Origin of the sequence: Frankia sp. ACN1ag (genome assembly GCF_001414035.1) — a bacterium.
GTDB lineage: Bacteria > Actinomycetota > Actinomycetes > Frankiales > Frankiaceae > Frankia > Frankia torreyi.
This window is the reverse complement of sequence record NZ_LJPA01000005.1, coordinates 172,666-196,328: the sequence shown is the minus strand read 5'-3', so window position 1 is coordinate 196,328 and position 23,663 is coordinate 172,666. Positions and strand designations below refer to the sequence as shown.

Below are 23,663 nucleotides of genomic sequence, written 5' to 3'. Positions count from 1 at the left end.
ACGGACAAGTTTCGTCACGCACCGTTTGCTCACCGATATATGGTGATCCTGTTACGGTAGGTCGCGATGTCCATTGACCGTTGGCGCCCAGACGTCGAGTCGTCCTCGGATCCGGTCGGACCGGAGAGGGCCGCCGGCCCGAGCCGCGCCGAGGCAAAGGCGCAGTTGCTGGATCGACGAGCGGCCTCCGCCGCCGACCCCGGCCGCGACACCGAGAGCGACCAGGTCGATTCCCCCGAGAAATCCGGCGCAGAGCAGCCGCGCACCCGGCAATCCGCGGGGGACAACGGCCCGGCACGGCCCTCCGGCGAGCAAGCTGAGACGCGGCCGCCTGACAGCCGAGCGGGCGGAACAGAGACGTCCCAGGACAACCAGCCATCGCGGGTGACGGACCGTCGACCGCCCGCAGGCACGTCGCCGGGCCCCTCCGCCCTCGAACGCAAACTCGACCTGCTGGACCGTGCCGCAGGCCGGGCCGAGGGGGAGACTCAAGCTGCCGAGGCCCGAGCCAAGGACGGGTCGGCGGAACCGGAGCGGCTCGGTTGGCGGCTGTCCAGGATCTGGCGGGACAGCCGGCCGACCATCGACGGCCGCGCCTTCTACGAGAAATCCGATGAGAGGATGTGGAAATTTGCTACCTCCGCCGAACCCGCCCCAGGCCGCTACACGGCCGACCTGCACGGCAACCCGACCGCATTCCGAGTAGGAAGCCATGATCTCGATGCCCGCCAGCTTGCCGCTCTCATCCGCAAGGACGAGAAGTGGAACGGCCGACCCATCCGCCTCATGTCCTGCGAGACCGGCAAAGGGGACGACCCTATCGCCCAGGAACTCGCCGACCAGCTCGGCGTTACGGTCGCCGCACCTACGGAGCTCGTCAGCTCCGACGAGCACGGCAGGGTGTGGACCACCTCGCGGCGCCGCAACGAGTTTGGGATGATGGTGGATACCGTCCCTCACGATGGCGTCTGGATCGAATTCGACCCGAGAACCAAAGGCGGTGACCATGCCCCTAATTCGGGGTGATATCAAAATGGCAAAGGTGTTCGACGGGGCGACCGAAGGAATACCATTTGTCGCCGACCGTCCGCCTCTGCCGCCCGGTTCCGAGCGGGAGAAAGTTCTGGCGTATCTAGAGAAAGGAATGCCTATTGTANGAACCGTCGGCTTCGATGTCGACCTGCTTGATCCCGAACGCGGACAGCGCGTTCCGATGTTCCTTCTCACGGACGGCACGTGGGTGTGGGACGCATCCATCGCCTACTACCTGAAGGAGCATGACCTGCCGCCGGAGTCAGCGTTCCTGGACTACCTGCGCAGCCGGGATTTCCGCTACGAAGCGCCGACGGACGAGCGGGTCGACGCGGCGCTGGCGGCGATACAGGCGGCATGATTCAGTCGCCGTCCGGCCGGCCTGCTCATCGAGTCAACCACCGAACCGGACAGGCTCATCCGGCGTCTTATCGCACGGCTGGCCGCCCAGCCGTGCAAAGTCCTGGCTTATCTGCGACAGACGGCCATAATTATTCGGACCGCCAACCTCGACATCACGGAAAAGATGCCTCAGATCCTGGGTGGCTTCAAGGCGGCGAATGTATTCGATGGCATGACGGATGGCGTGCCCTTCATCGCTGCCCGCCCGCCGCTGCCCCCCGGTTCCGAGCGAGAGAAGCTACTGGCCTACCTCAAGCAGGGTGAACTCATCCTTCGCGCCGCCGGCCTCAGCGTCGACCAACTCGACCCGACGCGCGGCCAACAGGTTCCGATCATCGTTTTTACGGACGGGGTGTGGGTGTGGGACGCATCCGTCGCCTACTATCTCACGGAGCACGATCTGCCACCGGAGCCGGCCTTCCTGGACTACCTGCGCGGCCGGGACTTCCGCTATGAAGCGCCGGCCGAGGAACGGGTCGACGCAGCTTTGGCGGCAATACAGGCGGAATGAGTCCACCGGTCGGCGCCGACGAGAGAACGGAGTACGGCAGTAGCGGACACAATTCGAAACAAGTACCGCCTCAGTGGCGGCGGTCCGTCGAGTCGATTGCCGCTCCTACTCGCCGTAGGTGGTCAGGTTCGTGGAGTGGTGGGTGTCGTTGAAGCCGCGCAGCACGGCGGGGCCGTCGGAGTACCAGTCGATCGTGGTCAGCGAGACCAGGTCCAGGTGCAGGCGGTACAGGACGGTCGGCTCGGCGGCCAGTGCGAGCTGGGTCAATCCCTTGATCGGCGTGACGTGCGAGACGACGAGGATCCGCTTGCCGGGCTGCTCGGCGAGCAGCCGGTCGCGGGCCCGGGCCACCCGGGTCACCGTCGAGATCAGGCTCTCCCCGCCGGGCGGCGGCACGTTCGGATCGGCGAGCCAGGCGTTGAGCTCGTCAGGGAAGCGCTCGCGCACCTCGCCGAAGGTCATCCCCTCCCAGGCGCCGAAGCTGGTCTCCCGCAGGTCGTCGTCGACGACATAGTCGCGGCCCAGCGCCTCGGCGGTCTGCCGGGCCCGCTTCAGCGGCGAGCTGACGATCAGGTCGAACGGTTCGTCGCGCAGCCGGTCGGCGACCGCGGCGGCCTGGCTCATCCCCAGGTCGGTCAGCGACGCCTCCACCGTCCCGCTGAACCGCTTGTCCACCGACAGCGGGGTCTGGCCGTGGCGCAGCAGCACCGTCGTCGTCGGTGGGGCGGGCGGAGCCATCCAGCCGGAAAGCCGGTGGGTGGTGGGGGCGCGGTGCGGCGCCGGATCCGGTGACTGTGGGACCGACGGCTCCCAGCTCCGCCCGGCCGCGGCGGCGTCCATCGCCTCGTTGGCGAGGCGATCGGCGTCGGCGTTGCGGGCGCGGGGCACCCACTGGTAGCGCACGGCGGGGAAGGTGCGGGCGAGCGCGGTCGCCTCGTCGGCCAGGGGGCGCATCGCCGGGTGCTTGATCTTCCAGCGGCCGCTCATCTGCTCGACGACGAGCTTGGAGTCCAGCCGGGCTTCCACCTCGGCGTCCGGGGCGATCTCGGCGGCGGCCCGCAGCCCGGCGATGAGGCCCGAGTACTCGGCGACGTTGTTCGTGGCATGCCCGATCGACGCGGCCCGCTCGGCGAGCACCGTCCCGTCCGCGGCGTCACGGACCACGGCGCCGTAGCCGGCCGGGCCCGGATTGCCCCGGGATCCGCCGTCGGCCTCGACGACCAGCCTGCGCACCGTGCTCATCTGCCACTCCCCTCGCCCTGCCCGAACCGACCTGCCGCTACAGCCCCGACTCGGGGGTACGGACCAGGATGCGCCGACATTCCTCGCACCGCACGACCTCGTCGACGGGGGCCGCGGCGACCGCCCGCAGGTCGCCGCCGGAGAGTTCAAGATGGCAGCCCTGGCAGCGCCGACGCAGCAACGGCGCCGCGCCGACCCCGCCGGAGGACGCCCGGATCCGCTCGTACAACGTCACCAGCGCCTCGGGCAGCCGGGGCGCGAGGGCCTCCCGGTCCTGCCGCAGCCGGGCGGTCTCGGTGTCGATCTCGGCGTACGCCTTGTCGCGGGCGATGGTCGCGGCGTCGATTTCCGCCTGCAGGTCGGCGCGGCGCTGGCTGAGGGCCGCGAGCTGTCCCTCCAGGCCCTCGACGGCCTCCATCTTCTCCAGCGCGTCATCCTCGAGAACGCCCTGGCGGCGGGCCAGGGAGGCGAGCTCCGCCTGAAGGTTCTCCAGCTCCCGGGAGTTCGTCACCGCCCCGGACTCCAGCCGCTGGGAATCGCGGGCGGAGCGGGTCCGGACGAGCTCGATCTCCGTCTCCAGCTTGCGCTGGGCGCGGGTGACGTCCCCCAGCTCGGTGCGCACCCCGACGACCTCGTCGTCGAGGGTGCCCAGGGCCGCGGTGCGTTCGGTGATGACGGCGAGTTCGGGCAGCCCGCGGCGGCGGGCGGCCAGCCGGTCGAGGCCGGCGTCGAGGGCCTGCAGGTCGAGCAGGCGGAGCTGGATTGCTGGGTCGGCCTTCATGGACTCCTCACCGGTATGTCCTTCATCGGCGTCGGCCGCGATCGACGACGCCCTTGCCGGTACCGCGCCGCCCGGCCCGCGAGCCGGAGCGGTCGGCGGGACCGTGACGAACCCGGCCCGGCGAGCCGGGCATCCGCCTGCGACGCCGACTACCGGGACGGAACGTGCAACCGCCAGGGATCGGTCACGATAGCGGACACCGATGTGCTCACCGTACGTCCCCGGGTCCGCAGACCGGCCTCCAGACGCGCGGCGGCCTGCGTGAGCCACGGCCATTCGCTCGCCCAGTGGGCGACGTCGACGACGGCGATCGGATGCTCCCCCACCGTGTCGAGCACGTGGTGATGCCGCCCGTCCGCGGTGACCAGGACGTCCGCGCCCGCGGCCCGCGCCGCGCCGGCCAGTTCCCCGCCGGAGCCGCCGCAGACCGCGACCCGGCGCACGAGCCGATCCGCGGCCCCGGTCGCCCGAACCCCACCGGCCGTCGCGGGCAGCGCCCGGGCGACGCGGGCGCAGAAGCGGTCCAGCGGCTCGGGCTCGGGCAGCTCGCCGATGCGCCCCAGCCCCCGACACACCGTCGGCCCCGCCCCCGCGCCATCCCCGGCCGGCTGCGCGTCAGCCGGGTGCACGTCAGCCGAGTGCACGTCAGCCGAGTGCACCGGGTCCAGCGGGCCGACCCGGCGCAGCCCGAGGGCCGCGGCCAGCGCGTCGCTGACCCCCGGGTCGGCGACGTCGGCGTTGGTGTGCGCCGTGTACAGCGCGACCCCGGCGCGGATGAGGGTGGCGACGACCCGCCCGCCGGGTCCGGTCTCGGCCACCCCGTGGGTCCCGCGCAGGAACAGGGGATGGTGGGTGACGAGCAACTGGACTCCGCCCGCCGCCTCGACGGCCACCTCGACGGTGGGATCGACGGCGAACAGCACCGCGGAGACGGGAGCCTCGGGGTCACCGACCGCCAGGCCCACCGCGTCCCATGACTGCGCCCAGGCCGGCGGGAACGCCTGCTCCAGCACGGCCACGCAGTCACTGACCGTCGCCACCCTAGTGCTCACCACGGTGACCCTACCCGCACGGTCGCGGGCGTCCACCAGCCGGTCACGGCGGCCGCCGAGGTACCGAGGTCCCNCACGCGACGCACCGTTCGCCCCGTAACGTCACCTCTGGCAACGCGCCTGCGCAGGGGTGGCGAGCCACGAGGAAGGGGAACTCGGCATGGCGGACGTTTCGGTGCGATTCCAGGTCGCGGGGGATTCGGAGATCGTGCTGAACCTCTCGACCCCCCAGGCCGTCCGCCTCGTTGAGGCCATCATGCGCAAGGTCGCCGATGCGATGGCCGCCTCCCCGGCGGGTGGTGCCGGGTTGGGCGGTCCCGGGACCGGCGGCGCCGGGCTGGGCGGTCCGGCGATGGGCGCGCCGGACCGATCGGCCGTCGGTTCCGGCTGGCCGGACATCAATCCCGGGCAGAACTCCTTCCCGCCCGAGCGGTGACCCCACCCGGGCGGTGACCCCAGCCGGGCGGTGACCCCAGCCGGGCGGTGGACCCGGCGGACCCGCCGAAGCGTCTGACCGCACCCGAGCGGTGGACCCGCCGGTGGTCGGCCGCTCTGCCGGACACCGGCGACGCCGCAGCCACGGCCGGCTCCGGCCGTCCGCGCACGGTGGCAAGCACCCGAACCGGAACTCCGTGCGGCCGCTATGCGGATAAAACGGGTCGTATATGACGGACCGGCACTCCCGGCACTTGCTTCCGTAAAAGCCGACACAACAAAGCCGCAACACGATACAACTCCGCACAGCCATTCCTCACCGAAGGGAAAACGATCACGCATGGCGGGGGACGTACCGGTCGACGAACGCGCCCTGATCACCCCGGCCGACGCGGCGGCCAGCCGTTCGCTGTGGGCCGCTCCCGCGAGGGCTGACGCGACCGATCCGGCCACGGGCGGCAACGCGGCGACCGACGACGGCACGCCCGCCCCGCCCGCCGCCGCCGGCGCCGGTGGCGAACGGACCCTGCACCGCTACGGCCGGGTCCAGGTGCTCGGCCGGCCGCGGGACGACGCGCCCGGCGGGCCGGGGCTGCTCGCGGCCCGCGCCGGCGCGGGCCTGCTGCCCCCGGCCGACGGCAGCGTCGTGTCGACCACGGGCGTCTCCCCCGGCCTGAACCGGGCCGAGACGCTGGGTCTGGATGCCTTCCGGCTGCGCGCCAGCGCCGCCTACCGCCGGCTGAAGCAGAATCGCCCGCGCGACGGCCATCCGTGGGACATGGACCGGCCCTGCACCGACGTTCCGCCCCCGCGGGGGTCCTTCGGGCCGGACCCGGACCGCCCGACACCACGCGCCTTCGCCAACGGTCAGTCGCTCCTGCAGAGCCCGCTGATGACGCTGACCGCCACAGGCGCCGCCGCCGACGGCGGCCCCGCCACGGGCCCCGCGGCCGGCGCCGCCGGCTCTCCGACCAGCTCGAAGCTGGAGGGCTCCGTCGCCATCGGCCTGATCCTCGTCGAGGGGCCCACCGCGGACCTGCAGTTCGCGGCGGCCGAGCGGACCAAGGTCGTGGCCGAGGTGCAGAACGGGCTGTCCTGGTACGCCACCACGAACCCGGCGGCCGGTCTCACGTTCTCCTACGACATCCAGCTCGTACGCCTGTCCGTGCCGGCGGACCCGAAGGCGGCCGATCTGGAGGCCCTGTGGCGGGATCCGGCGATGAGCCGGCTTGGCCACGCGGCCACCTTCGACGGCGTCTACGACTACGTCGACGCGCTGCGCGCCCGGCTCGGCACCCGGTGGGCCTACTGCGCCTTCTTCACCAAGTACCCGCTGGGCTACTTCGCCTACTCGTCGGTCGGCGGCCCCCGGATCGTCATGTCGTACGCCAACGACGGCTGGGGCCCCGACAACATCGACCGCGTCTTCACCCACGAGACCGGGCACATCTTCGGCGCCCCGGACGAGTACGGCGGCGCGGGCTGCGACTGCGGCGGTGCGTGGGGGGCGTTCGGCGTCCCGAACGGCAACTGCGACGCCTGCGCGCCGGCGCCGGCGGACTGCCTGATGCGTTCCAACAGCTTCGCGCTGTGCCGCTACACCCCCGGCCAGATCGGGTGGGGCCACGGCGTCGGCGGCAACCCGGCGATGGTCCAGTCGAAGGGGCTCGGCCGCGCCGGCAACTTCGACGTCGTCGTGCCGTCGGCGTTCGCGGGGATCACCCACGTGTGGCGGGACAACGACGCCGCCGGCTTCCCCTGGCGCGATCCGTGGCAGACCGCGCAGTCCCTCGGCCGCGTCGACGCACTCACCATGGTCCAGAGCACCCTGGCCAACCCCGGGCCGCTGGAGGTCGCCGTCCGGGTCGGCTCGGCGCTGTACTTCCTGTGGCGCGACAGCACCGGGGCGTTCGCCTGGCACGACCCCAAGCAGCTCACCCAGGGCGTCGGCGGGGTACCGTCGCTCGTCCAGAGCCGACTGGGGACGAAGGGCAACTTCGAGCTGCTCATCCCGGCCGCGGACGTCGGGATCCTGCACCTGTGGCGCAACCACGACGTCTACGGCTACCCCTGGAGCGCGCCGCGGCTGTTCGGCGCGAACCTGGGCCGGGTCGACGCGGTCAGCCTCATCCACGGCACCCTCGGCGGCGGCGCGGGCATGCTCGAGGCCGTCGCCCGGGTCGGCAGCCGGCTGGTGCACCTGACCCGGGACAACTCGGCGGTGTGGCGGACCGGCCCCGTCTTCGGCGAGGGGGTCGCGGGCAACCCGTCGCTGATCCAGAGCTCCTTCGCCGACGGGGCGCGCAACTTCGAGGTGGTCGTCCCCGCCGCCGGCGGCGGGCTCATCCACTACTACCGCAACAACGGCGCGCCCACGCCGTTCTGGAGCGGGCCGCGCCCGTTCGCCGCCACCCTGGGCAACGTCGACGCCGTCTCGATGATCCAGAGCAACTTCGACGGCCACCTGGAGGTCCTCGCCCGCGTCGGCGACGAGCTGCACATGGTGTGGCGCACATCCGGAGCCGGGGCGACCTGGTCGACCCCGCGCCGCGTGTTCTAGCCGACCACGGAACCGGGCGGCGGGTCGGGGGGTGAGGCGCCGGGGGCGTCCCAGGGAAGTCCCTCGGCGGGTCGGTCCTTGGCGCTGCGGCGCGCCAGCCAACCGTCGACGAACAGGGCCTCCGCGGGGCTGAGGGTCTCCCGCAGCGCCGGGGGCACCCCGTCGACGAAGACGCCGCGCACGCCGGCGCAGGCCCCCAGCTCCGCCGCTCGCGACGCCGGCACCGCCAGCAGTGCCAGTCGCGGCGGCAGCTGCGAGGTCACCGGTCCGAACTCGGCGAGCGTGGCCAGCGGACCATCGGCGCGGCCCGCTCCTTCGAGGACGACCAGGAGCTCAGGTTCGGTTCCCCACACCGGTCCATTCTCGCCCGAATGGCGACCGAAGGAGGACCCCGGGCCCGGTGGCGCCACCCCGGGCGGACCACCCGCGGCGCCGACACGCCCTCGTTCGGCGAGAATCACAGGGGTCGGCCGATGGACACCGCGGCCGGCGCGGGACAAGGTTGGATCGAACGGCCGGCTTCGGCACGCGGATCCGCCGCGGTGCGTCACCCCGGCGGCGAAGGCCGACCGGCCGCGGCCGACCGGCGGCGGCCGGCTCGGGCGTGGGCAGGATCCGGGTGGGCCAGAAGGGGAGGGCACCGGCGATGAGCGCGCGACTCCCGCTGTTCCCGCTCGGGACCGTCCTGCTTCCCGGGCTCGTGCTGCCCCTGGAGATCTTCGAGGAACGCTACCGGGCGCTGGTCCGGGAGCTGCTCGCCCAGCCCGCCGACGAGGCGCGCAGTTTCGGGGTCGTGGCCATCCGGCGGGGCCGCGAGACGGGGCCGGCGCTGCCGGCGATCCACGAGGTCGGCTGCACGGCCGTGCTGCGCCGGGTGCAGGAGCATCCGGACGGCCGGTTCTCCCTGATCACCGTCGGCGGGCAGCGGTTCCGCATCGGCGCGGTGGATCAGCGCAGCGCGCCGTATCTGGTGGGGGACGTGGAGTTCCTGCCCGACGAGGTCGGTGACGCCGAGTCCGCCCGCGAGTCCGTCGCGCCGGTGCAGCGGCTGATGCGCGCCTACGCCGAGCGGCTGGCCGCCACCGGCACGGTGCAGATCTCCCTGCCGGACCTGCCCGACGATCCCGTCGCACTGTCCTACGTGATCGCCGCGGCGGCCGTCACCGATCTCACCGAGCGCCAGGGCCTGCTCGCGGCGGCCGACGCAGCCACCCGACTGCGCGTCGAGCGGGCGCTGCTACACCGGGAGGTCGGCCTGCTCCAGAAGATCACCACGATCGGCTCCAGCGAGCTGCGCCGGGTGGATCCGAGCCCCAACTGAGACAGGCCCGGCCAGGGTCAGCCGGATACCCGGGGGGCGTCGGGTCCGCTAGGGGCCGGCTCGCCCGCGGCGTCCGCCGGACGCTGCGGGCCCTCCGCGCCCTTGGTGCTGGCGGCCCCGGACTCGGTGCCAGGACCGGAGAAGGGCGCGGGCGGACGCGCGCCGCGTGGGCTCCGACGGGGGCGGGAGGTCGCCCACAGGCCGATCGCGAAGACGCCCAGGGCGACCACCGGCATGACCAGGTAGAGCCCGTGCGCGCGGACCCGCAGGTCGACCAGGTCCACCAGGATCGGCGAGGCGTTGCTCGGCAGGCTGTGCAGCAGGTCCGGAGAGCGGCGAAGATGACCGATCCAGCCGACGATCAGCGCGCCGCCGAGGCCCCCCACGGCAAGCCCCAGCGGCACCAGGAAGCCGGCGTCCCGGGCCCGCCAGAACGCCACCAGGCCGCCGACGAGCCCGGCGACCCCGCAGATCAGCGCGAAGCGGGCGTCGATGTCGCTCTGGACCGCGAACGCCGACTCGTTGCCGTGCAGCGCGCCGGGGACGTCGAGATGCGGCGCGACGGCGGCCCACAGCAGGCCGAGAGGGAACCCGGCGACCGCCATCGCCGCCGCGCAGATCAGGCCGGCGATCAGGTCCGGGCGGACACCGAACGGCAGTGGCCGCCGCGAGCGGGCCGGCAGCGGGGAGGTCTCAGACGGCTCGGCTCCCGGGCTGTCCGTCGGGACCCCCCGGAACTCCGCTGAACTCTCCGTCACGTCGCCCGTCCCGCCAAGAGGTGTCCGTCTCCTCGTCCACATCACCTACGGCGGCGTCGTCGGCCACCGCGGACGGTTGACACTATCGTGCTGGGCGGTCGTCCCGGCCACACTGGTGTGACAGTGGTCCCGGGCGACGCGATCCTGGACGGTTACGCTCTGGTCAGGAGGTTCCGACGCGGCGCAGCGTCACCGCCGCGACGGCCAGCGCCGCGATCCCCACGGCGGCGCAGACGGCGAGGTCGAGGACCACCTTCGACCAGTCCACGCCCGGTTGGAAGGCGGCCGCGAGGGCGTCCACGGCGTAGCTGCTGGGCAGCACGTCCCGCGCGACCCGGCCGATCTCGGGCAGCCGGTCGGCCGGGATGACCCCGAGAAACAGCACGATGCTCATCCCGAGCTGACCGGCGATGGTCGCCAGCTCCGGGCGCGGGGCGAGCAGACCGACCACGGCCCCCAGGCCCGCCAGGCACACCCCGGAGAGCACGACGACGGGCAGGAGCAGCCACAGTCCCGTGATCGGCAGGTTGTAGAGCAGGGCGCCGAGTACGGCCGTGATGACCGTGCCGGGCGCGGCGAACGTCGCGTAGGAGGCGGCCGTGCCCAGCACGACCGCCGCCGGCGGGATCGGCAGGGTCAGGTAGTAGTCGAGCGCGCCGGCCGCCCGCAGGGCACCGAAGCGCTGGGCGAGCAGGTTCAGCGCGACGAACGCGACCACCAGCACGGTGGAACCCGCGACGACCTGGCCGGCGGCGGTGGTGTTGTCGACGTCGAGGATGCCGCGCAGCAGGACCAGGATCCCGATCGACTGGAACGACGCCACGAACAGCAACGGGATGCGGCCGACCTTCGACCGGGCGAGCTGCCCGCGGTAGACCGCGCCGAACGCCGTGCCGAACCGGGTGGCCAGCGGCATCTTCGGCGGCCCGAGCCGCGCCGGCATCGGGATCGGCAACGGCAGCGGCACCGTGGACGGCCCCGACGTCGACTCCAGAGACGACTCCAGGGACAGCCCCGACGTCGACTCCAGAGACGGCTCCAGGGACGGCTCCGACGACGGTTCCAGGGACGGCGCCGGCTGCAGTGCCGCGAGAATCGCCGGCGCGTCGCGCGCGTCNGGGACGATGGTCATCGGGGCCACGCCTGCTGGCCCGGACGACGCACGTGCACAGTCATGTCCGCTCCAGGTCTCGGGACGCCCCGCCGAGGGTGAGGTAGACGTCCTCCAGGGATGGGGTGGCGAGGCTGAAATCGTCCAGCGCGGCGAGGGCCGCGCCGGTGGTCAGCCGGCCGAGGGCCTCGCGGGCGGTCGCCGGGTCCAGGCGGACCGTCCAGCGCCGGCCGTTGGTCGTCGCGAGGCCGGCCAGCATGGCGACGGTGGGGTCGTCGGCGGGGGGTTCGTGGCGCCAGGCGAGGTCGAGCCGGACGTCGCCGGACACCGACGCCTTGAGCTGGCCGGGCGTGTCGCAGGCGATCACCCGCCCGGACTCCAGAACGGCGACCCGGTCGAGCACCGACTCCGCCTCCAGCACGTTGTGCGTGATCAGCACGACGGTGGTGCCGGCCGCGTCACGGCGGCGCTGTAACGCCCCCCACACCGCGCGCCGGGCGACCGGGTCGAGCCCGGTGGTCGGCTCGTCGAGGACGAGGACCGGCCGATCGCCGACCAGCGCCGTGGCCACGCAGGCCAGCCGCCGCTGCCCGCCGGACAGCCGGGCCAGCGGCCGGTCCGCCACCGCGGTGAGGCCGAGCTCGTCGAGGATGGCGTCGCGGACCTCCCGCACGGCCGCGCGGGGAACGCCGCGCATCCGCGCGGTGGTGGCCACCGCGGTGGCGACGGGCAGCTCCGCCAGCGCAAGATCGTCCTGACCGAGATAGCCGGCCAGCCGGGCGGGCAGGTCCGGGGCTGCGCGGACATCGCGGCCGAACATCGTGATCGTGCCGGCGTCGGGGCGCAGCAGCCCCATCAGTTGGCGGACCAGCGTGGTCTTCCCGGCGCCGTTCGGGCCGAGCACCCCGAACACCTCGCCCTGCCGGACGTCGAGATCGATCCGGTCGTTGGCGAGGACGGAGTGCCCGCCCACCCCGTGTCGTCGGGTGAGCCCGCGGACGGCGTAGCTCAGCACGTCACCCATTCTCGCAGCCGGCTGCGGGCGATGGCCCCGGGCCGTCGTCGGGACGAGTCACACTGCGCTGCTCATCCACACCACGACGTCAAGCATGCGCAGCGGGGTGACCGGCGGGCCGCTCGACGGCACCAGTGCGGCGAGCCGGCGGAACTCCTCGGCGTTCTCCCGAAGGTCGTACTGCATGGCCCGGACGAGCAACCCCATGTACTGCCGCCAGCTTCGACCGTCGCGCGGGGACGGCGGGACGCAGTCCTCGTGCTGGTAGAAGATCCGAACCTTGGAGTCGAACAGGGGGACGAGCGCGGGCCGCTTGCGGTGCAGCACCTTGGCGATCAGCGAGCCCTTGACGTCCCGATCGGAGACGTCGGGGTCGTCGAGCGGGTCGTAGAGAGCGGCGACCAGGTCGAGGGTCACCTCGTCGGCCTCNATCAGCTCGATGCCGGGCGGCAGCTTGTCCAGCGCCCGTTGCAACAGCGGCGTGAGCGCGGTCAGGGTGTGCATCCGGTCGACGTCGACGTGCACGCCGAGCAGGCTGGGCGCCAGCAGGTCGCCCGTGCACAGCAGATCCGGGTCGTCGTTGGTGACCAGTCCGTCGTAGTAGGGGTAGGCGTAACGCAGCCCGCGCTTGCGGGGACCCAGGTACTCCTCCACCAGGCTCTCCGCGTCGAAAACCTCCCGGGTGCCTTTCGCCAACTTCACCCCTGGGCTCCTTATCGTCCTGTAGTCGTCGCTGTCGTCGTCATCGTCACTGCAGTCGTCATCGTCACTGTCGTTGCCATCGTCGCCGTGGTTGCCATCGTCGCCGTGTCGTCCGGGGTGCTTGCCCGCGACACCGCGACCGGCGTCGTCCGAGCCCGGCAACCCGCGCTGACGAGGGCGTTGTGCCTCATCCTCCCTTGTGGCCGCCGCGACCGGTACGGGGGTCGACGCCGGCGGCGGCCGGCAGGCCCGCGCCTCGTCCACCGGATGGCAGTGACCCGGCCAGATGATGAGGGACGGCGCGCCCCAGGTCAGCGGCGATCCGGCGACAATGGGAGGAATCTCACGCTGGGCGGCCCGGCGCCGGGTGGCGCGGGATCGACGACCCGGACCCGGGGATCGGCCGCGAGCTGCGACAATCGCCCGGCCGGCGCCCGGACCACGGCGGCGAACAGGCACGCGCACCCGGCCCGTAGCTGCGCCTCGGCCTGGCGGTCCCGCTCCTCCGCGCCGGCCTCGCCGGCTCCCGCCTCGGCCGCGGCCCGCGTCTGCGCCTGCGTCGCCGCCGAGGCGAAGGCGGCGTGGACGTCGGCGACCGGGTCGCGCACGGTGGCCTGCTCGACCTCCCCGCCGGTCCCGGCAGTGAAGAACACCTGCACGGCCCGGTACGCGCCGAGAACCCCGAGCATCTCGTCGGGGGTGACCGGGGCGGCGAGGCTCGCGACGGCGTAGAGGTCCGCGGCGGGGGCTGCGGCGGTCAGGGACGCGAGGTTCTGCCGGCTCGCCCCGAGGTACTCGGCGACCGAGTCGTGCGCACCTGGGCCGATCGTGACCGTCGGCGTCAGGGGCTGCGCCGCCGGCGGGGAGCCGGTCGGCGCGTCGGCGGGCGCCGTCGCGTTGGACGGCCGATCCCGGTCGACGCTCTGCAGCATCGCCGCCGCCGCGCTCACCACGATCAGCACGACGAGCCCGAGAACGAGCACCCGCGCCCCCCGGTCCACCACGCCACCGGGCGCGACGCCGACCACGTCGAGCAGGGCCGGCGAGCCCTCGGCCCCGGCGTCGGCCGGCCCGTCCCGGCCCACCCGCCCGCGCCGGGCCCGTTCGGCCAGCCGGCGGGCCCGGCAGGCCTCGCGATCGGCGGTGCCGGCGAGGCGGGACCGGGCGGTGTCGAGGATGCGGAACACGGGCGGCAGCGCGGCGTCGTCGAGCCGGTCGAGCGGGTTCACCGCGGGCCGGGCCGTCACCGGCCGTGCCTCGACGGTCGCGTGGAGGACCGCCGTGGTCAGCCCGCCTGAGGCCGGCCCTCCTGAGGCCGGCATGGCGACAGGCTCGGCCTCGGCGGGCACGAGCGGCGGAACCTCGGGGGTCGGCAGTACGTCGGGGGTCGGCAGGGACGGCTTGCCGATCGCCACCGGTTCGGTCATGCCTGCTCCCGCAGCCGTTCCACCGCCTCCGCCAGGTCGGCCGGGTCCGGGCTGGTGAACTCGACGGGGCCGCCGTGACCGGGATGGTCGAACGACAGGCGGGCCGCGTGCAGCCATTGCCGGGTCAGGCCGAGACGCTCGGCGAGGGNGGGATCGGCGCCGTAGGCGAGGTCGCCGACGCAGGGATGGCGCAGGGCCGACATGTGCACCCGGATCTGGTGGGTCCGGCCGGTCTCCAGGCGTATCGACAGCAGCGAGGCCGAGCGGAACGCCTCCACCAGGTCGTAGTGGGTCACGCTGGGTTTGCCGTCCGCGACGACGGCGAACAGGCCCGGCCGGCGCGGATGGCGGTCGGTCGGTGCGTCGACGGTGCCGCTGAGCGGGTCGGGATGGCCCTGCACGACGGCGCGGTAGCGCTTGTCCACCTGGCGCTCCCGGAAGGCCCGCTTCAACAGCGTGTAGGCACGCTCGCTCTTGGCGACGACCATGGCCCCGGAGGTGCCGACGTCGAGGCGGTGCACGACCCCCTGCCGCTCCGCGGCGCCCGAGGTGGAGATGCGGTAGCCGGCCGCGGCCAACGCCCCGATCACGGTCGGCCCGGTGAAACCGGGGGCCGGATGGGCGGCCACGCCGGGCGGCTTGTCGACCACCACGATGTCGTCGTCATCGTGCAGGATGCCGAGACCTGCCACCGGGGTGGGCTCCACGGTGACCGGGCGCGGTGGCGCGGGCAGCCGCACCTCCAGCCAGGCGCCGCCGCGGACCCGGTCGGATCGGCCGCGGACCCGACCGTCGAGGCTGGCCTGGCCGTCGTCGACGAGGGTGGCGGCCGCGGTCCGCGACAGCCCGAACATCCGCGCGATCGCGGCGTCCAGGCGGATGCCGTCGAGCCCGTCCGGGACCGGCAGCGAACGCAGGTCTCCTCCGGCACCCAGGTCTTCCCCGGCGCTCACGTCTCCCCCGGCGCGGGTCACTGGCCGCCCGGCCCGGTGCCGCCTCGGCCGGCGGCATCGGCGGGCGGGTCGGCCCGCAGCGCGCCGCCGTCCCCGACGACCGGGTCGGGATCGCCGTAGTGGGTGCCGTCCAGCCCGATGCCCCGCAGCGACAGCACGACGGCGAGGATGCCGCCGCAGACGATCGCCGAGTCGGCGGCGTTGAAGATCGGCCAGTGGTGCAGGTAGACGAAGTCGACAACGTGGCCGCGCAGCGGGCCGGGGGCACGGAAGATCCGGTCGGTCAGGTTGCCCAGCGCGCCGCCGAGCAGTGCGCCGAGCACGATCGCCCAGCCCACCGACCGCAGCCGGCGGGCGGTGAAGACCACCACCGAGATCACGGCCAGGGCGACGAGGCTGAGCACGACCGTCGCCCCGCCCGCGAGGCTGAACGCGGCCCCGGAGTTGCGGNTGAGCCGCAGGTCGAGGACGCCGGGAATGATGTTGACCGGACCACGGTCGGACAGCGTGGCCACCGCGATGTGCTTGGTCACGATGTCGAGCAGCAGGATCACCGCGGCCGCCGCCGTCAGCGTGGCCACCGGACGCCGGGCTGGGCCCCCGGCGCCGCCCGCGGCGGCCGACCCACGGTCGGCGGGATCTTCGGACACACTGCTCCCGATGGTCGTCTCCGCCCCCACCCGATCCACTCTACGGGCCAGCCCACACGGGGCGCCCCGATGGATCCCCACTGGGCACCGGCCGAGCGCCCGAGCGGTCGACTAGACTCCATCTGGTAGCGGCACGGCATCGACGGGGACGAGTAGCGGCGGGCGCAGCCCGAGCGAGCCGGGGTTGGTGGAAGCCCGGTGGCCAGCGCGTTGCGAAGATCACCCCCGAGCCGCCGGCAGAACGGGACCCCGCGGGCGCGAGCCGGCGGAGCCCCCAGTAGACCCGGCCGCCGCGAGCTTTGACGAGAGGCCGTCCCACGGCCCGCTCCGCCTCCGGCGGAGCGGTCGAGCGGGGCGCGCAAGGAGGGTGGTACCGCGGTACCCCCGGTCCCGGGCGGGACGCGGCGGCGGGCAGGCCCGCCGGCCGTCGCCACGCGCGGCCGGTGAGGCGTCGTCCCTCCGTTGGTCCGACGCCAGCCACGACCGAGGAAGACCGGGTCCGCCACGATGACCACCGCCCCGCGTACCCCCACCTTCGCCCCGCTGCCCGCGCAGGTGGACCTACCCGCCTTCGAACGCGAGACGCTCGCCCGCTGGCGCGACGCGAAGGTCTTCCACCGCTCGCTGGAGTCCACGGCGGACCGCCCGCTGTGGGTCTTCTACGAGGGGCCGCCGACCGCGAACGGCAAACCGGGCGCCCACCACGTCGAGGCGCGGGTCTTCAAGGACCTGTTCCCCCGCTACCGGACGATGAAGGGCTTCCACGTCCCCCGCCGCGCCGGCTGGGACTGCCACGGGCTGCCCGTCGAGCTCGCGGTGGAGAAGGAGCTCGGCTTCACCAGCAAGAACGACATCGAGGCCTACGGCATCGCCGAGTTCAACGCCCGCTGCCGCGAGTCGGTGCTGCGCCACGTCGCCGACTTCTCCGCGATGACGGAGCGGATGGGCTACTGGGTCGACCTCGACAGCGCCTACCGCACGATGGACACCAGCTACATCGAGAGCGTCTGGTGGTCGCTGAAGCAGATCTTCGACAAGGGTCTGCTTGTCGAGGACTTCCGCGTCACCCCGTACTGCCCGCGCGACGAGACGCCGCTGAGCGACCACGAGGTCTCCCAGGGCTACGCCGACGTGGACGACCCCTCGGTCTACGTCCGTTTCCCCCTGGTCGCCGACGACCTCGGGCTCGCCGAGCGCGGCGCGGAGCTGCTGGTCTGGACGACGACGCCGTGGACACTGGTGTCGAACACCGCCGTCGCCGCCCACCCGGACGTCGACTACGCCCTGGTCCGCGCCGCCGGCGGGGAGCTGTTCGTCGTCGCCGAGCCGCTGGTCGCCGCCGCCGTCGGCGAGGACGCCGAGGTCGTCGAGCGCTTCCGCGGCACGGCGCTCGCCGGCGCCCGCTACGCCCGCCCGTTCGAGCTGCTGGCCGCCGAGCGGTTCGCCGCCGGCACCGGCACGCCGCACTCGGTCGTGCTCGCCGAGTACGTCACCACCACCGACGGCACCGGCCTGGTGCACCAGTCGCCGGCGTTCGGCGCGGAGGACCTCGCGGTCTGCCGGGCCGCCGGCCTGCCCGTGGTCAACCCGATCGGCACCGACGGCCGGTTCCTCGCCGACACCCCGCTGGTCGGCGGCGTGTTCTTCAAGGACGCCGACGCGGCGCTGACCGCCGACCTGCGCGAGCGGGGCCGGCTGTGGCGGGCCCAGACGTACACCCACAGCTACCCGCACTGCTGGCGCTGCCACACCCCGCTGATCTACTACCCGCTGCCGTCCTGGTACATCCGCACCACGGCGATCCGCGACCAGCTCCTGGCCCAGAACGCGGCGACGGACTGGCACCCGGAGCGGATCAAGAACGGCCGCTACGGCGAGTGGCTACGCGGCAACGTCGACTGGGCGCTGTCCCGCAACCGCTACTGGGGCACGCCGCTGCCGGTCTGGCGCTGCGACGACGACCCTGACCACCTGGTGTGCGTCGGTTCGATCGCGGAGCTGTCCGAGCTCGCCGGGCGCGATCTCGCCGCTCTCGACCCGCACCGGCCGTTCGTCGACGAGGTCACCATCGCCTGCCCGACCTGCGGCGCGACCGCGCACCGGGTGCCCGAGGTGATCGACGTCTGGTACGACAGCGGCGCGATGCCGTTCGCCCAGTGGGGCGCGCCGCACCAGGGCGCCGAGCAGTTCGCCCGCCAGTACCCGGCGCAGTACATCTGCGAGGCGATCGACCAGACCCGGGGCTGGTTCTACACCCTGATGGCGATCGGGACCCTGGTGTTCGACCGCTCCTCCTACGAGACGGTGCTGTGCCTCGGGCTGCTGCTCGACGCCGAGGGCCGCAAGATGAGCAAGCACGTGGGCAACGTCCTCGACCCGTTCGAGCTGTTCGAGCGGCACGGCGCGGACGCGGTCCGCTGGCTGATGCTCGCCGGCGGCTCCCCGTGGGCGGACCGCCGGGTCGGCCACGAGGCGATCGAGGACATCGTCCGCAAGGTCCTGCTGACCTACTGGAACACCGCCTCCTTCTTCGCGCTGTACGCGGGCGCGGCCGACTGGCGTCCCGGTGAGGGCCCGGCCGCGGCGGCGCCGGCCGAGCGGCACGTGCTGGACCGCTGGGCGCTGTCCGAGCTCGCGGCCACGGTGGACGAGGTGGACGAGGCGCTCGCCCGCTTCGACTCACTGCGCGCCGGGCGGCGGATCGCCCGGTTCATCGACGACCTGTCCAACTGGTACGTCCGCCGCTCCCGCCGACGGTTCTGGGCCGGCGACCCGGATGCCCTGGACACCCTGTACACCTGCCTGGACGCGCTGACCCGGGTGATGGCCCCGTTCACGCCGTTCCTGACCGACTGGCTGTGGGTCCGGCTGTTCGCCGACGCGTCGGCGAAAGCGCCCGACTCGGTGCACCTGGCCGCCTGGCCCGAGCTGCCGGCCGGCCTGCACTCCCCGCGGCTGTCCACGCAGATGGACCTCGTGCGGCGCATCGTCGAACTCGGCCGTGCCGCGCGGGCCGGCAGCGGGGTGCGCACCCGCCAGCCGCTGCCGCGAGCCGTCGTCGGCGCCGCCGCCTTCGGCGAGCTGTCCGCCGAGCTGCGCGCCCAGATCGCCGAGGAGCTCAACGTCACCGTCGTCGAGGCGGCGACCTCGGACGTCGTGGACATCACCGTGAAGCCGAACTTCCGCGCCCTGGGCCGGCGTTTCGGCAAGAACACCAAGGCGGTCGCGGCCGCCATCGCCGCCGCCGGGACGCCGGTGGACGGCCGGCTGACCGTCACCGTCGACGGCGAACCCGTCGAGCTGTCGGGCGACGAACTGATCATCACGGAGACGCCGCGGCAGGGCTGGGCCGTCACCGCCGAGTCCGGCCTGTCGGTCGCGCTCGACCTGGAGATCACCCCGGAGCTGGCCCGGGCCGGGCTCGCCCGCGACGTGGTGCGGGTGCTGCAGGACGCGCGCAAGGCCGCCGGCCTGGAGATCACCGACCGGGTGGATGTGCGCTGGTCGGCGACCCGCGAGGACACCGCGCTCGCCCTGCGCGCCCACCGCGCCACCGTGGCCGAGGAGGTGCTCGCGGTCTCCTTCACCGAGGTCACGGGTGGTGAGGCGGGTCTGCGATCGGCGGCGGAGCTGGGACTGGTGTTCAGCCTGGCGCGCCACACTCCCGCGGCCGTTTAGGCACGCGGCCGGTCAGGCACGCGGCCGGTCGAACATGGGCGGGTGGCCGGCGTCGATCCCCGGCGCCGGCGGGCGCCGCGGCGCTCAGGAAGGCGTTCGGCGCAGCGCGCCGAGCGGAAGCAGCGCCGCGGCGATGAGTGTCAGGATCAGGGAGGCGTAGGCGAAGCCGCTGCCGGCGACGATGCCGGCGATCGCCAGAACCGCACAGAGTGCGAGCAGCGCACCACAGAGCGTTAGCATGGCGCGTCCCGACGAGGCGGGGATACCGGCGGCAGGCCAGGGCACCGGGCGTCACCGCGGCCGAAGGCCGGGTCGCTCTCGGCGCTGGCGGGGCGGGCCGGCGGGTCTGGCGGCACCGCGGCGGCCACGGCGGTGCTCGCCGACACCGGACTGACAGGCCAGGCCGCACGCGGCGTGATCACGGACGACGCGGCCATGGCAGAGACGATCTCGACGGGGCGCGGTGCCGCGACGCGACGGATCAGAACTCCTGCATGCCGGGCGCGTCGCGCCGGCTGGGGTCCAGATCCGGGCGGCCGCCGTGGCCGTTGTCCCGGGCGATGGCACCGGCGGGCATGGGCGGACCGGGCGGGAACGTCGGCTGGTGGCCGGGGCTCTGCTGGCCGCCGTTCGGGCCCATTCCCACCGCCGGGGGCGGCGTCGGACCACCGGGGTTCAGGCCGGGACGAGGGGTGTTGCCCGCGCCGACTGCCGGCGGCTGGGTCGGCATGCCGTCCAGGTCCCGCAACTGCATCTCCAGGTAGGCGCGCAGCCGGGTGCGGTACTCGCGCTCGAATGCCCGCAACTGCTCGACCTGGCCCTCCAGGCGGCGCTTGTCGTCCTCCAGGCCGCCGAGCTGCTCGGCGACGTGGGCGCGGGCCTCGCCGATGATGCGGTCGGCGTCGGAGCGGGCCTCGCGGCGAGCCCGCTCGGACTCGGCGCGCGCCTCGCGCAGCGCCTCGTCGGCGGTGCGCTGGGCCAGCACGAGCGTGCGGGCAACCCGCTGCTCGATCTCGGCCTCCGAGGCCTGGCCGGAACCGGTGCGAGCCGGCACGCCGCCGCCGCCCGAGCCGACGGCGGGGATCACCGTGGTCGGTGCGCCACCCTGCGGGGCGCCAGGCGGGGGCACCTGCTGCTGTTGCTGCTGTGCGCGTTCCCGGGCGGCCTGAGCAGCCTGCGCGGCCTGCGCCTGGACCTGGGCGAGCTGGCGGCGGGTCTCCTCGACCTGGCGACGCAGCCCCTGGTTCTCCTCGAGGATCTGCGCGGGGACCCCAGGGCCGCCGCCACCGGAGCGGCGGGCCTCGTCGAGCTGCCGGCGCAGATCGCTGTTCTCGTCGAGCAGCCGGGTCAGCTCCGCCTCGACCTCGTCGAGGAAGGTGTCGACCTCATCCTCGTTGTAGCCGGTGCGGAACCTCGTCGGACTGAAGACCTTGTTCTGTACGTCCTGTGGTGTCAGAGCCACGTCGCCTCCTCGTGCGGCATCGCCGCTCCCCGAAGAGAGGGCGGTCTGCGGGCAGTCTGCCGCGCCCGCGTTCGCGGTGTGCACACAACCCCGTCACAGCCTCTGGGCATAGCTCCGCAGCACCAAGATCACCAAGAAGAGCACCAGATACCCGAGGTCAAGCGATACGCTACCCACCCTCAATGGGGGCAGGACACGCCGGATGAACCGCAACGGGGGGTCAGTCACCGTGTACACGGATTCGAAGATCAACAACAGTGGGCCGGTCGGACGGAACGATCGACCGAGGACGAGAACGAGGTCGGNGATCCACCGCGCTATCAGGAACAGGAAGTAGACCAGCAGCACCCATGAGATCAAGTCGCCTAGTGTGCTGATGGTGCTCTCTCCTGGGAACCTTGGGGACCTGGGGACGCGTCAGTGGTCCGCGTTCCCCGTCATGACTGGTTGTAGAACCCACCCTCACGGATGCGTCGCTTGTCCGTCTCGGTGACCTCGACGTTGTGCGGCGAGAGCAGGAAGACCTTGTTGGTCACCTTCTCGATGTCGCCACGCAGCCCGAAGATCAGCCCGGCGGCGAAGTCGACCAACCGCTTGGCGTCGACATCGTCCATGTCGGTGAGGTTCATGATAACGGGGGTACCGTCCCTGAACTCCTCGCCGATCTGCCGCGCCTCATTGTAGCTACGTGGCTGAAGCGTCGTGATCCGGTAGGGGTGTGCCTCCTCGACGGGCATCACCCGCCGCATCGGCACAGGTCCGGCAGGGCGCAGTGGTTCGACCGGTGGACGTCGCGGCATGGCGACCGGCTCCTCCCGTGCGTCGATCCGACGGACCGTGCGATCCATCGGGANCGGTTCGTGCATGGCACGCCGATCGTCATGACCGACCGCACGACCGTCGTCGTAGTCGTCGTCGTCGAGATAGTCCTCGTCCTCCTCGGCCAGACCGAGGTAGACCATCGCCCTGCGCCCGAGCCCCATGGGCGCGACTCTAAGGGACACCAGGCCGTTCACCGAACAAAGCGGTCCCGATCCGAAGGTGTGTCGCGCCCTCGGCCACCGCGGCCTCAAGATCGCCCGACATGCCGGCGCTGATGACGGTGGCCTGAGGGTGGTCCACGACCAGCCGTTCGGCAACGGCCCGCAGCCGCTCAAATGCGGGACGTGCTGGTTCGCCACGAGGAGCAACCGCCATGACGCCACGCAGTGTCAGCCCGGGCGCCCCGTCGACGAGATCAGCCAGCGCCGGGAGCTCCGCCGGATCGGCGCCGCCCCGGCCCGAATCGGCGACCACGGACCCCACCCGCCTCCCGAAATCACTCCGCAAGTCCAACGATACCTGCAGACAGATCGACAGCGGGCGGCCCCGCTCAACTGCGAGCCGGGACAGGACGCCTACCAGGCCCGATCGGTCCACCGACTGAACCCAGTCCGCCCAACGCAGGACGGATCGGGCCTTGTTGCGCTGGAGTTGGCCGACGAAGTGCCAGGTGAGATCCGATCCACCCGGCGTCCCGCCCGACGCCACGCCCGCCCCGCCGGGCCCGCCTCCGCCGCCGACCGTCGGATCGCCACGCGACTGTTCGAGCTGACGCGTGACCATAGTCACCTTCGGGCCAGCCTCCTGCTCGCGGTTCTCGGCGAACTGGCGCGCCCCGAGTGTGCGCAGCATCACGACATCCTCGGCCGGATAGGTCTTACTCACCGCGATGAGGGTTAACCCGGCCGGATCGCGGCCGGCCGCGCGGGCCGCGGCGGCGATCCGCTCCTCGATCACGGCCAGCCGGCGGGCCAGCTCCGCCCGGCGCACCGGGTCGACGCCCGCCGCCGCGGCCGGATCGGCCCCGGTGAACGGATCCGGACGCCCGATCACGCGGCCGGCCCGAGCCACGCCACCCCGGCGAACCGACCGGTACGGCCGTCCCGGCGGTAGGAGTAGAGCTCCGGGTCCTCCGCGGTGCAGCGGGCGGCGACGGCGATGTCGGTCACACCCGCTGCGACGAGCTGATGGTGGATGCCGGCCCGCAGGTCGATCGCGGCGGTCCCCCGCCGCGTCGCCGCCGCGCTGCCCGGCACCCGCCGCTCGACCTCCCGGCGCAGCTCCGCCGGCACCTCGTAGCAGCCCGCGCAGACACACGGGCCGACGGTGACCATGAGCCGATCCGCCGGGACACCGAGCCGGTCGAACGCCGCCAGCGTCGCGTCGATCACACCGTCGGCCATGCCGACCCGCCCGGCGTGCGCGACCCCCACCGCCGTCGGGGACTCGAACAGCACCGGCGCGCAGTCGGCGACCATCACCGCCAGCGCGAGGCCCGGCACATCGGTCACGAGGGCGTCCGCCTCTGGTGGCGGAGCCGGCTCGCGCGCGACGACGACCCGCGTGCCGTGCACCTGGCGCATGTACTGCACCGGCATCCGCAGCCGCTCGGCCAGCCGGCGTCGGTTGGCGGCGACGGCATCCTCGGCGTCGCCGACATGATCACCGAGATTGAGCCCGCCGAACGGCGGCGCACTGACCCCGCCCGCGCGGGAGGTGACGAGAACCGGCATGGCCGGAAGTCTGCCC

Annotated in this window: 20 protein-coding genes and 8 pseudogenes; 6 read left to right on the top strand and 22 right to left on the bottom strand. The window is 73.2% G+C overall.

All coding sequences use genetic code 11. The features are described 5' to 3' along the window. Positions 1 to 66 precede the first annotated feature (66 nt). Together UK82_RS06185 and UK82_RS06175 are read left to right on the top strand one after the other, a co-directional pair. Positions 67 to 1,026 (top strand): hypothetical protein, encoded by a 960-nt coding sequence (locus UK82_RS06185; protein WP_055406585.1) that lies wholly within the window; start codon positions 67 to 69, stop codon positions 1,024 to 1,026. A 532-nt stretch (positions 1,027 to 1,558) separates the two neighbouring features. Next, the gene (locus UK82_RS06175) at positions 1,559 to 1,945 is read left to right on the top strand and encodes a hypothetical protein (protein ID WP_055406584.1); all 387 of its coding nucleotides are present in this window, start codon (positions 1,559 to 1,561) and stop codon (positions 1,943 to 1,945) included. A gap of 105 nt (positions 1,946 to 2,050) precedes the next feature. On the opposite strand, the gene UK82_RS06170 is transcribed toward UK82_RS06175, so the two are convergent. The 3 genes from UK82_RS06170 to UK82_RS06160 all read right to left on the bottom strand — a co-directional run bounded on the left by UK82_RS06170 (position 2,051) and on the right by UK82_RS06160 (position 5,023). Next, a complete protein-coding gene (locus UK82_RS06170) occupies positions 2,051 to 3,187 on the bottom strand; it encodes a bifunctional RNase H/acid phosphatase (RefSeq protein WP_055406583.1) in 1,137 nt (378 codons plus the stop codon). Between the two features lie 37 nt (positions 3,188 to 3,224). Then, a complete protein-coding gene (locus tag UK82_RS06165; protein ID WP_044883622.1) occupies positions 3,225 to 3,968 on the bottom strand; it encodes a zinc ribbon domain-containing protein in 744 nt (247 codons plus the stop codon). A 149-nt stretch (positions 3,969 to 4,117) separates the two neighbouring features. After that, a complete protein-coding gene (locus UK82_RS06160) occupies positions 4,118 to 5,023 on the bottom strand; it encodes a Nif3-like dinuclear metal center hexameric protein (RefSeq protein ID WP_173667243.1) in 906 nt (301 codons plus the stop codon). Between the two features lie 157 nt (positions 5,024 to 5,180). On the opposite strand from UK82_RS06160, the gene UK82_RS06155 reads away from it, so the two are divergent. Both UK82_RS06155 and UK82_RS06150 read left to right on the top strand, forming a co-directional pair. Beyond that, complete coding sequence (locus UK82_RS06155) at positions 5,181 to 5,456, top strand: hypothetical protein (protein ID WP_044883620.1); 276 nt, start codon at positions 5,181 to 5,183, stop codon at positions 5,454 to 5,456. 339 nt (positions 5,457 to 5,795) lie between these two features. Further along, on the top strand, positions 5,796 to 8,015 hold the full coding sequence (locus UK82_RS06150; protein ID WP_055406582.1) for a hypothetical protein: 2,220 nt from the start codon (positions 5,796 to 5,798) through the stop codon (positions 8,013 to 8,015). Here UK82_RS06150 and UK82_RS06145 read toward each other — a convergent pair. Then, the gene (locus UK82_RS06145; RefSeq protein ID WP_044883618.1) at positions 8,012 to 8,368 is read right to left on the bottom strand and encodes a hypothetical protein; all 357 of its coding nucleotides are present in this window, start codon (positions 8,366 to 8,368) and stop codon (positions 8,012 to 8,014) included. The genes UK82_RS06150 and UK82_RS06145 overlap by 4 nt on opposite strands. Before the next feature lie 293 nt (positions 8,369 to 8,661). On the opposite strand from UK82_RS06145, the gene UK82_RS06140 reads away from it, so the two are divergent. Beyond that, positions 8,662 to 9,336, top strand: coding sequence for an LON peptidase substrate-binding domain-containing protein (locus tag UK82_RS06140; RefSeq protein WP_044883617.1), 675 nt, complete (start codon positions 8,662 to 8,664; stop codon positions 9,334 to 9,336). A 17-nt stretch (positions 9,337 to 9,353) separates the two neighbouring features. Here the strand turns inward: UK82_RS06140 and UK82_RS06135 are convergent, their stop codons facing one another. The 10 genes and pseudogenes from UK82_RS06135 to UK82_RS42375 form a co-directional block, all read right to left on the bottom strand. Further along, on the bottom strand, positions 9,354 to 10,094 hold the full coding sequence (locus tag UK82_RS06135; protein WP_044883616.1) for a hypothetical protein: 741 nt from the start codon (positions 10,092 to 10,094) through the stop codon (positions 9,354 to 9,356). Between the two features lie 163 nt (positions 10,095 to 10,257). Continuing rightward, positions 10,258 to 11,010 carry an ABC transporter permease gene (locus UK82_RS06130; RefSeq protein ID WP_396230470.1) on the bottom strand — a complete coding sequence of 251 codons (753 nt, stop codon included), beginning with the start codon at positions 11,008 to 11,010 and terminating at the stop codon, positions 10,258 to 10,260. A gap of 256 nt (positions 11,011 to 11,266) precedes the next feature. Beyond that, on the bottom strand, positions 11,267 to 12,229 hold the full coding sequence (locus tag UK82_RS06125; protein WP_044883615.1) for an ABC transporter ATP-binding protein: 963 nt from the start codon (positions 12,227 to 12,229) through the stop codon (positions 11,267 to 11,269). A 48-nt stretch (positions 12,230 to 12,277) separates the two neighbouring features. Beyond that, a pseudogene (locus UK82_RS36135) lies at positions 12,278 to 12,649 on the bottom strand (DUF6308 family protein); the annotation flags it as partial. 1 nt (position 12,650) lies between these two features. Further along, a partial coding sequence (locus tag UK82_RS36130) for a DUF6308 family protein (RefSeq protein WP_313949788.1) occupies positions 12,651 to 12,922 on the bottom strand: 272 nt, incomplete at its 3' end. Between the two features lie 311 nt (positions 12,923 to 13,233). After that, positions 13,234 to 14,349 carry a hypothetical protein gene (locus tag UK82_RS06115; protein WP_236705566.1) on the bottom strand — a complete coding sequence of 372 codons (1,116 nt, stop codon included), beginning with the start codon at positions 14,347 to 14,349 and terminating at the stop codon, positions 13,234 to 13,236. Continuing rightward, a pseudogene (locus tag UK82_RS36125) lies at positions 14,346 to 14,497 on the bottom strand (RNA pseudouridine synthase); the annotation flags it as partial. The gene UK82_RS06115 and the pseudogene UK82_RS36125, both read right to left, overlap by 4 nt. Position 14,498: 1 nt before the next feature. After that, positions 14,499 to 15,302: RluA family pseudouridine synthase (locus tag UK82_RS06110; RefSeq protein WP_236705565.1), on the bottom strand; the 804-nt coding region annotated here is incomplete at its 3' end. Positions 15,303 to 15,319: 17 nt separating this feature from the next. Further along, positions 15,320 to 15,752 (bottom strand): annotated as a pseudogene (locus UK82_RS36120) (signal peptidase II); the annotation flags it as partial. A gap of 1 nt (position 15,753) precedes the next feature. Next, positions 15,754 to 15,856: pseudogene (locus tag UK82_RS42375) on the bottom strand (signal peptidase II); the annotation flags it as partial. 603 nt (positions 15,857 to 16,459) lie between these two features. On the opposite strand from UK82_RS42375, the gene ileS reads away from it, so the two are divergent. Beyond that, complete coding sequence (ileS, locus tag UK82_RS06100) at positions 16,460 to 19,630, top strand: isoleucine--tRNA ligase (RefSeq protein WP_055406580.1); 3,171 nt, start codon at positions 16,460 to 16,462, stop codon at positions 19,628 to 19,630. Positions 19,631 to 19,714: 84 nt separating this feature from the next. Here the strand turns inward: ileS and UK82_RS33955 are convergent, their stop codons facing one another. From UK82_RS33955 to pgeF, 8 genes and pseudogenes are all read right to left on the bottom strand, one after another. Next, positions 19,715 to 19,870, bottom strand: a complete 156-nt coding sequence (locus tag UK82_RS33955; RefSeq protein WP_173667241.1) for a hypothetical protein — start codon at positions 19,868 to 19,870, stop codon at positions 19,715 to 19,717. A 241-nt stretch (positions 19,871 to 20,111) separates the two neighbouring features. Next, complete coding sequence (locus UK82_RS06095) at positions 20,112 to 21,092, bottom strand: DivIVA domain-containing protein (RefSeq protein ID WP_044883612.1); 981 nt, start codon at positions 21,090 to 21,092, stop codon at positions 20,112 to 20,114. Positions 21,093 to 21,185: 93 nt separating this feature from the next. Beyond that, positions 21,186 to 21,397: pseudogene (locus tag UK82_RS06090) on the bottom strand (YggT family protein); the annotation flags it as partial. 1 nt (position 21,398) lies between these two features. Next, positions 21,399 to 21,452 (bottom strand): annotated as a pseudogene (locus UK82_RS42370) (YggT family protein); the annotation flags it as partial. Between the two features lie 77 nt (positions 21,453 to 21,529). Beyond that, positions 21,530 to 21,945, bottom strand: a pseudogene (locus UK82_RS06085) (cell division protein SepF); the annotation flags it as partial. Between the two features lies 1 nt (position 21,946). Beyond that, positions 21,947 to 22,075: pseudogene (locus UK82_RS36110) on the bottom strand (cell division protein SepF); the annotation flags it as partial. A gap of 10 nt (positions 22,076 to 22,085) precedes the next feature. After that, on the bottom strand, positions 22,086 to 22,967 hold the full coding sequence (locus UK82_RS06080; RefSeq protein ID WP_044883683.1) for a YggS family pyridoxal phosphate enzyme: 882 nt from the start codon (positions 22,965 to 22,967) through the stop codon (positions 22,086 to 22,088). Next, on the bottom strand, positions 22,964 to 23,647 hold the full coding sequence (pgeF, locus tag UK82_RS06075) for a peptidoglycan editing factor PgeF (protein WP_044883609.1): 684 nt from the start codon (positions 23,645 to 23,647) through the stop codon (positions 22,964 to 22,966). Before pgeF ends, UK82_RS06080 begins: the two co-directional genes overlap by 4 nt. Positions 23,648 to 23,663: the final 16 nt, after the last annotated feature.

Coding starts and splice junctions, on each gene's coding strand:
- UK82_RS06140 (WP_044883617.1), top strand. CDS start 8,662: ATGAGCGCGCGACTCCCGCTGTTCCCGCTCGGGACCGTCCTGCTTCCC.
- UK82_RS06185 (WP_055406585.1), top strand. CDS start 67: ATGTCCATTGACCGTTGGCGCCCAGACGTCGAGTCGTCCTCGGATCCG.
- UK82_RS33955 (WP_173667241.1), bottom strand. CDS start 19,870: ATGCTAACGCTCTGTGGTGCGCTGCTCGCACTCTGTGCGGTTCTGGCG.
- UK82_RS06115 (WP_236705566.1), bottom strand. CDS start 14,349: ATGACCGAACCGGTGGCGATCGGCAAGCCGTCCCTGCCGACCCCCGAC.
- UK82_RS06170 (WP_055406583.1), bottom strand. CDS start 3,187: ATGAGCACGGTGCGCAGGCTGGTCGTCGAGGCCGACGGCGGATCCCGG.
- pgeF (WP_044883609.1), bottom strand. CDS start 23,647: ATGCCGGTTCTCGTCACCTCCCGCGCGGGCGGGGTCAGTGCGCCGCCG.
- UK82_RS06155 (WP_044883620.1), top strand. CDS start 5,181: ATGGCGGACGTTTCGGTGCGATTCCAGGTCGCGGGGGATTCGGAGATC.
- UK82_RS06150 (WP_055406582.1), top strand. CDS start 5,796: ATGGCGGGGGACGTACCGGTCGACGAACGCGCCCTGATCACCCCGGCC.
- UK82_RS06175 (WP_055406584.1), top strand. CDS start 1,559: ATGCCTCAGATCCTGGGTGGCTTCAAGGCGGCGAATGTATTCGATGGC.
- UK82_RS06165 (WP_044883622.1), bottom strand. CDS start 3,968: ATGAAGGCCGACCCAGCAATCCAGCTCCGCCTGCTCGACCTGCAGGCC.
- ileS (WP_055406580.1), top strand. CDS start 16,460: ATGACCACCGCCCCGCGTACCCCCACCTTCGCCCCGCTGCCCGCGCAG.
- UK82_RS06125 (WP_044883615.1), bottom strand. CDS start 12,229: ATGGGTGACGTGCTGAGCTACGCCGTCCGCGGGCTCACCCGACGACAC.
- UK82_RS06130 (WP_396230470.1), bottom strand. CDS start 11,010: ATGCCGCTGGCCACCCGGTTCGGCACGGCGTTCGGCGCGGTCTACCGC.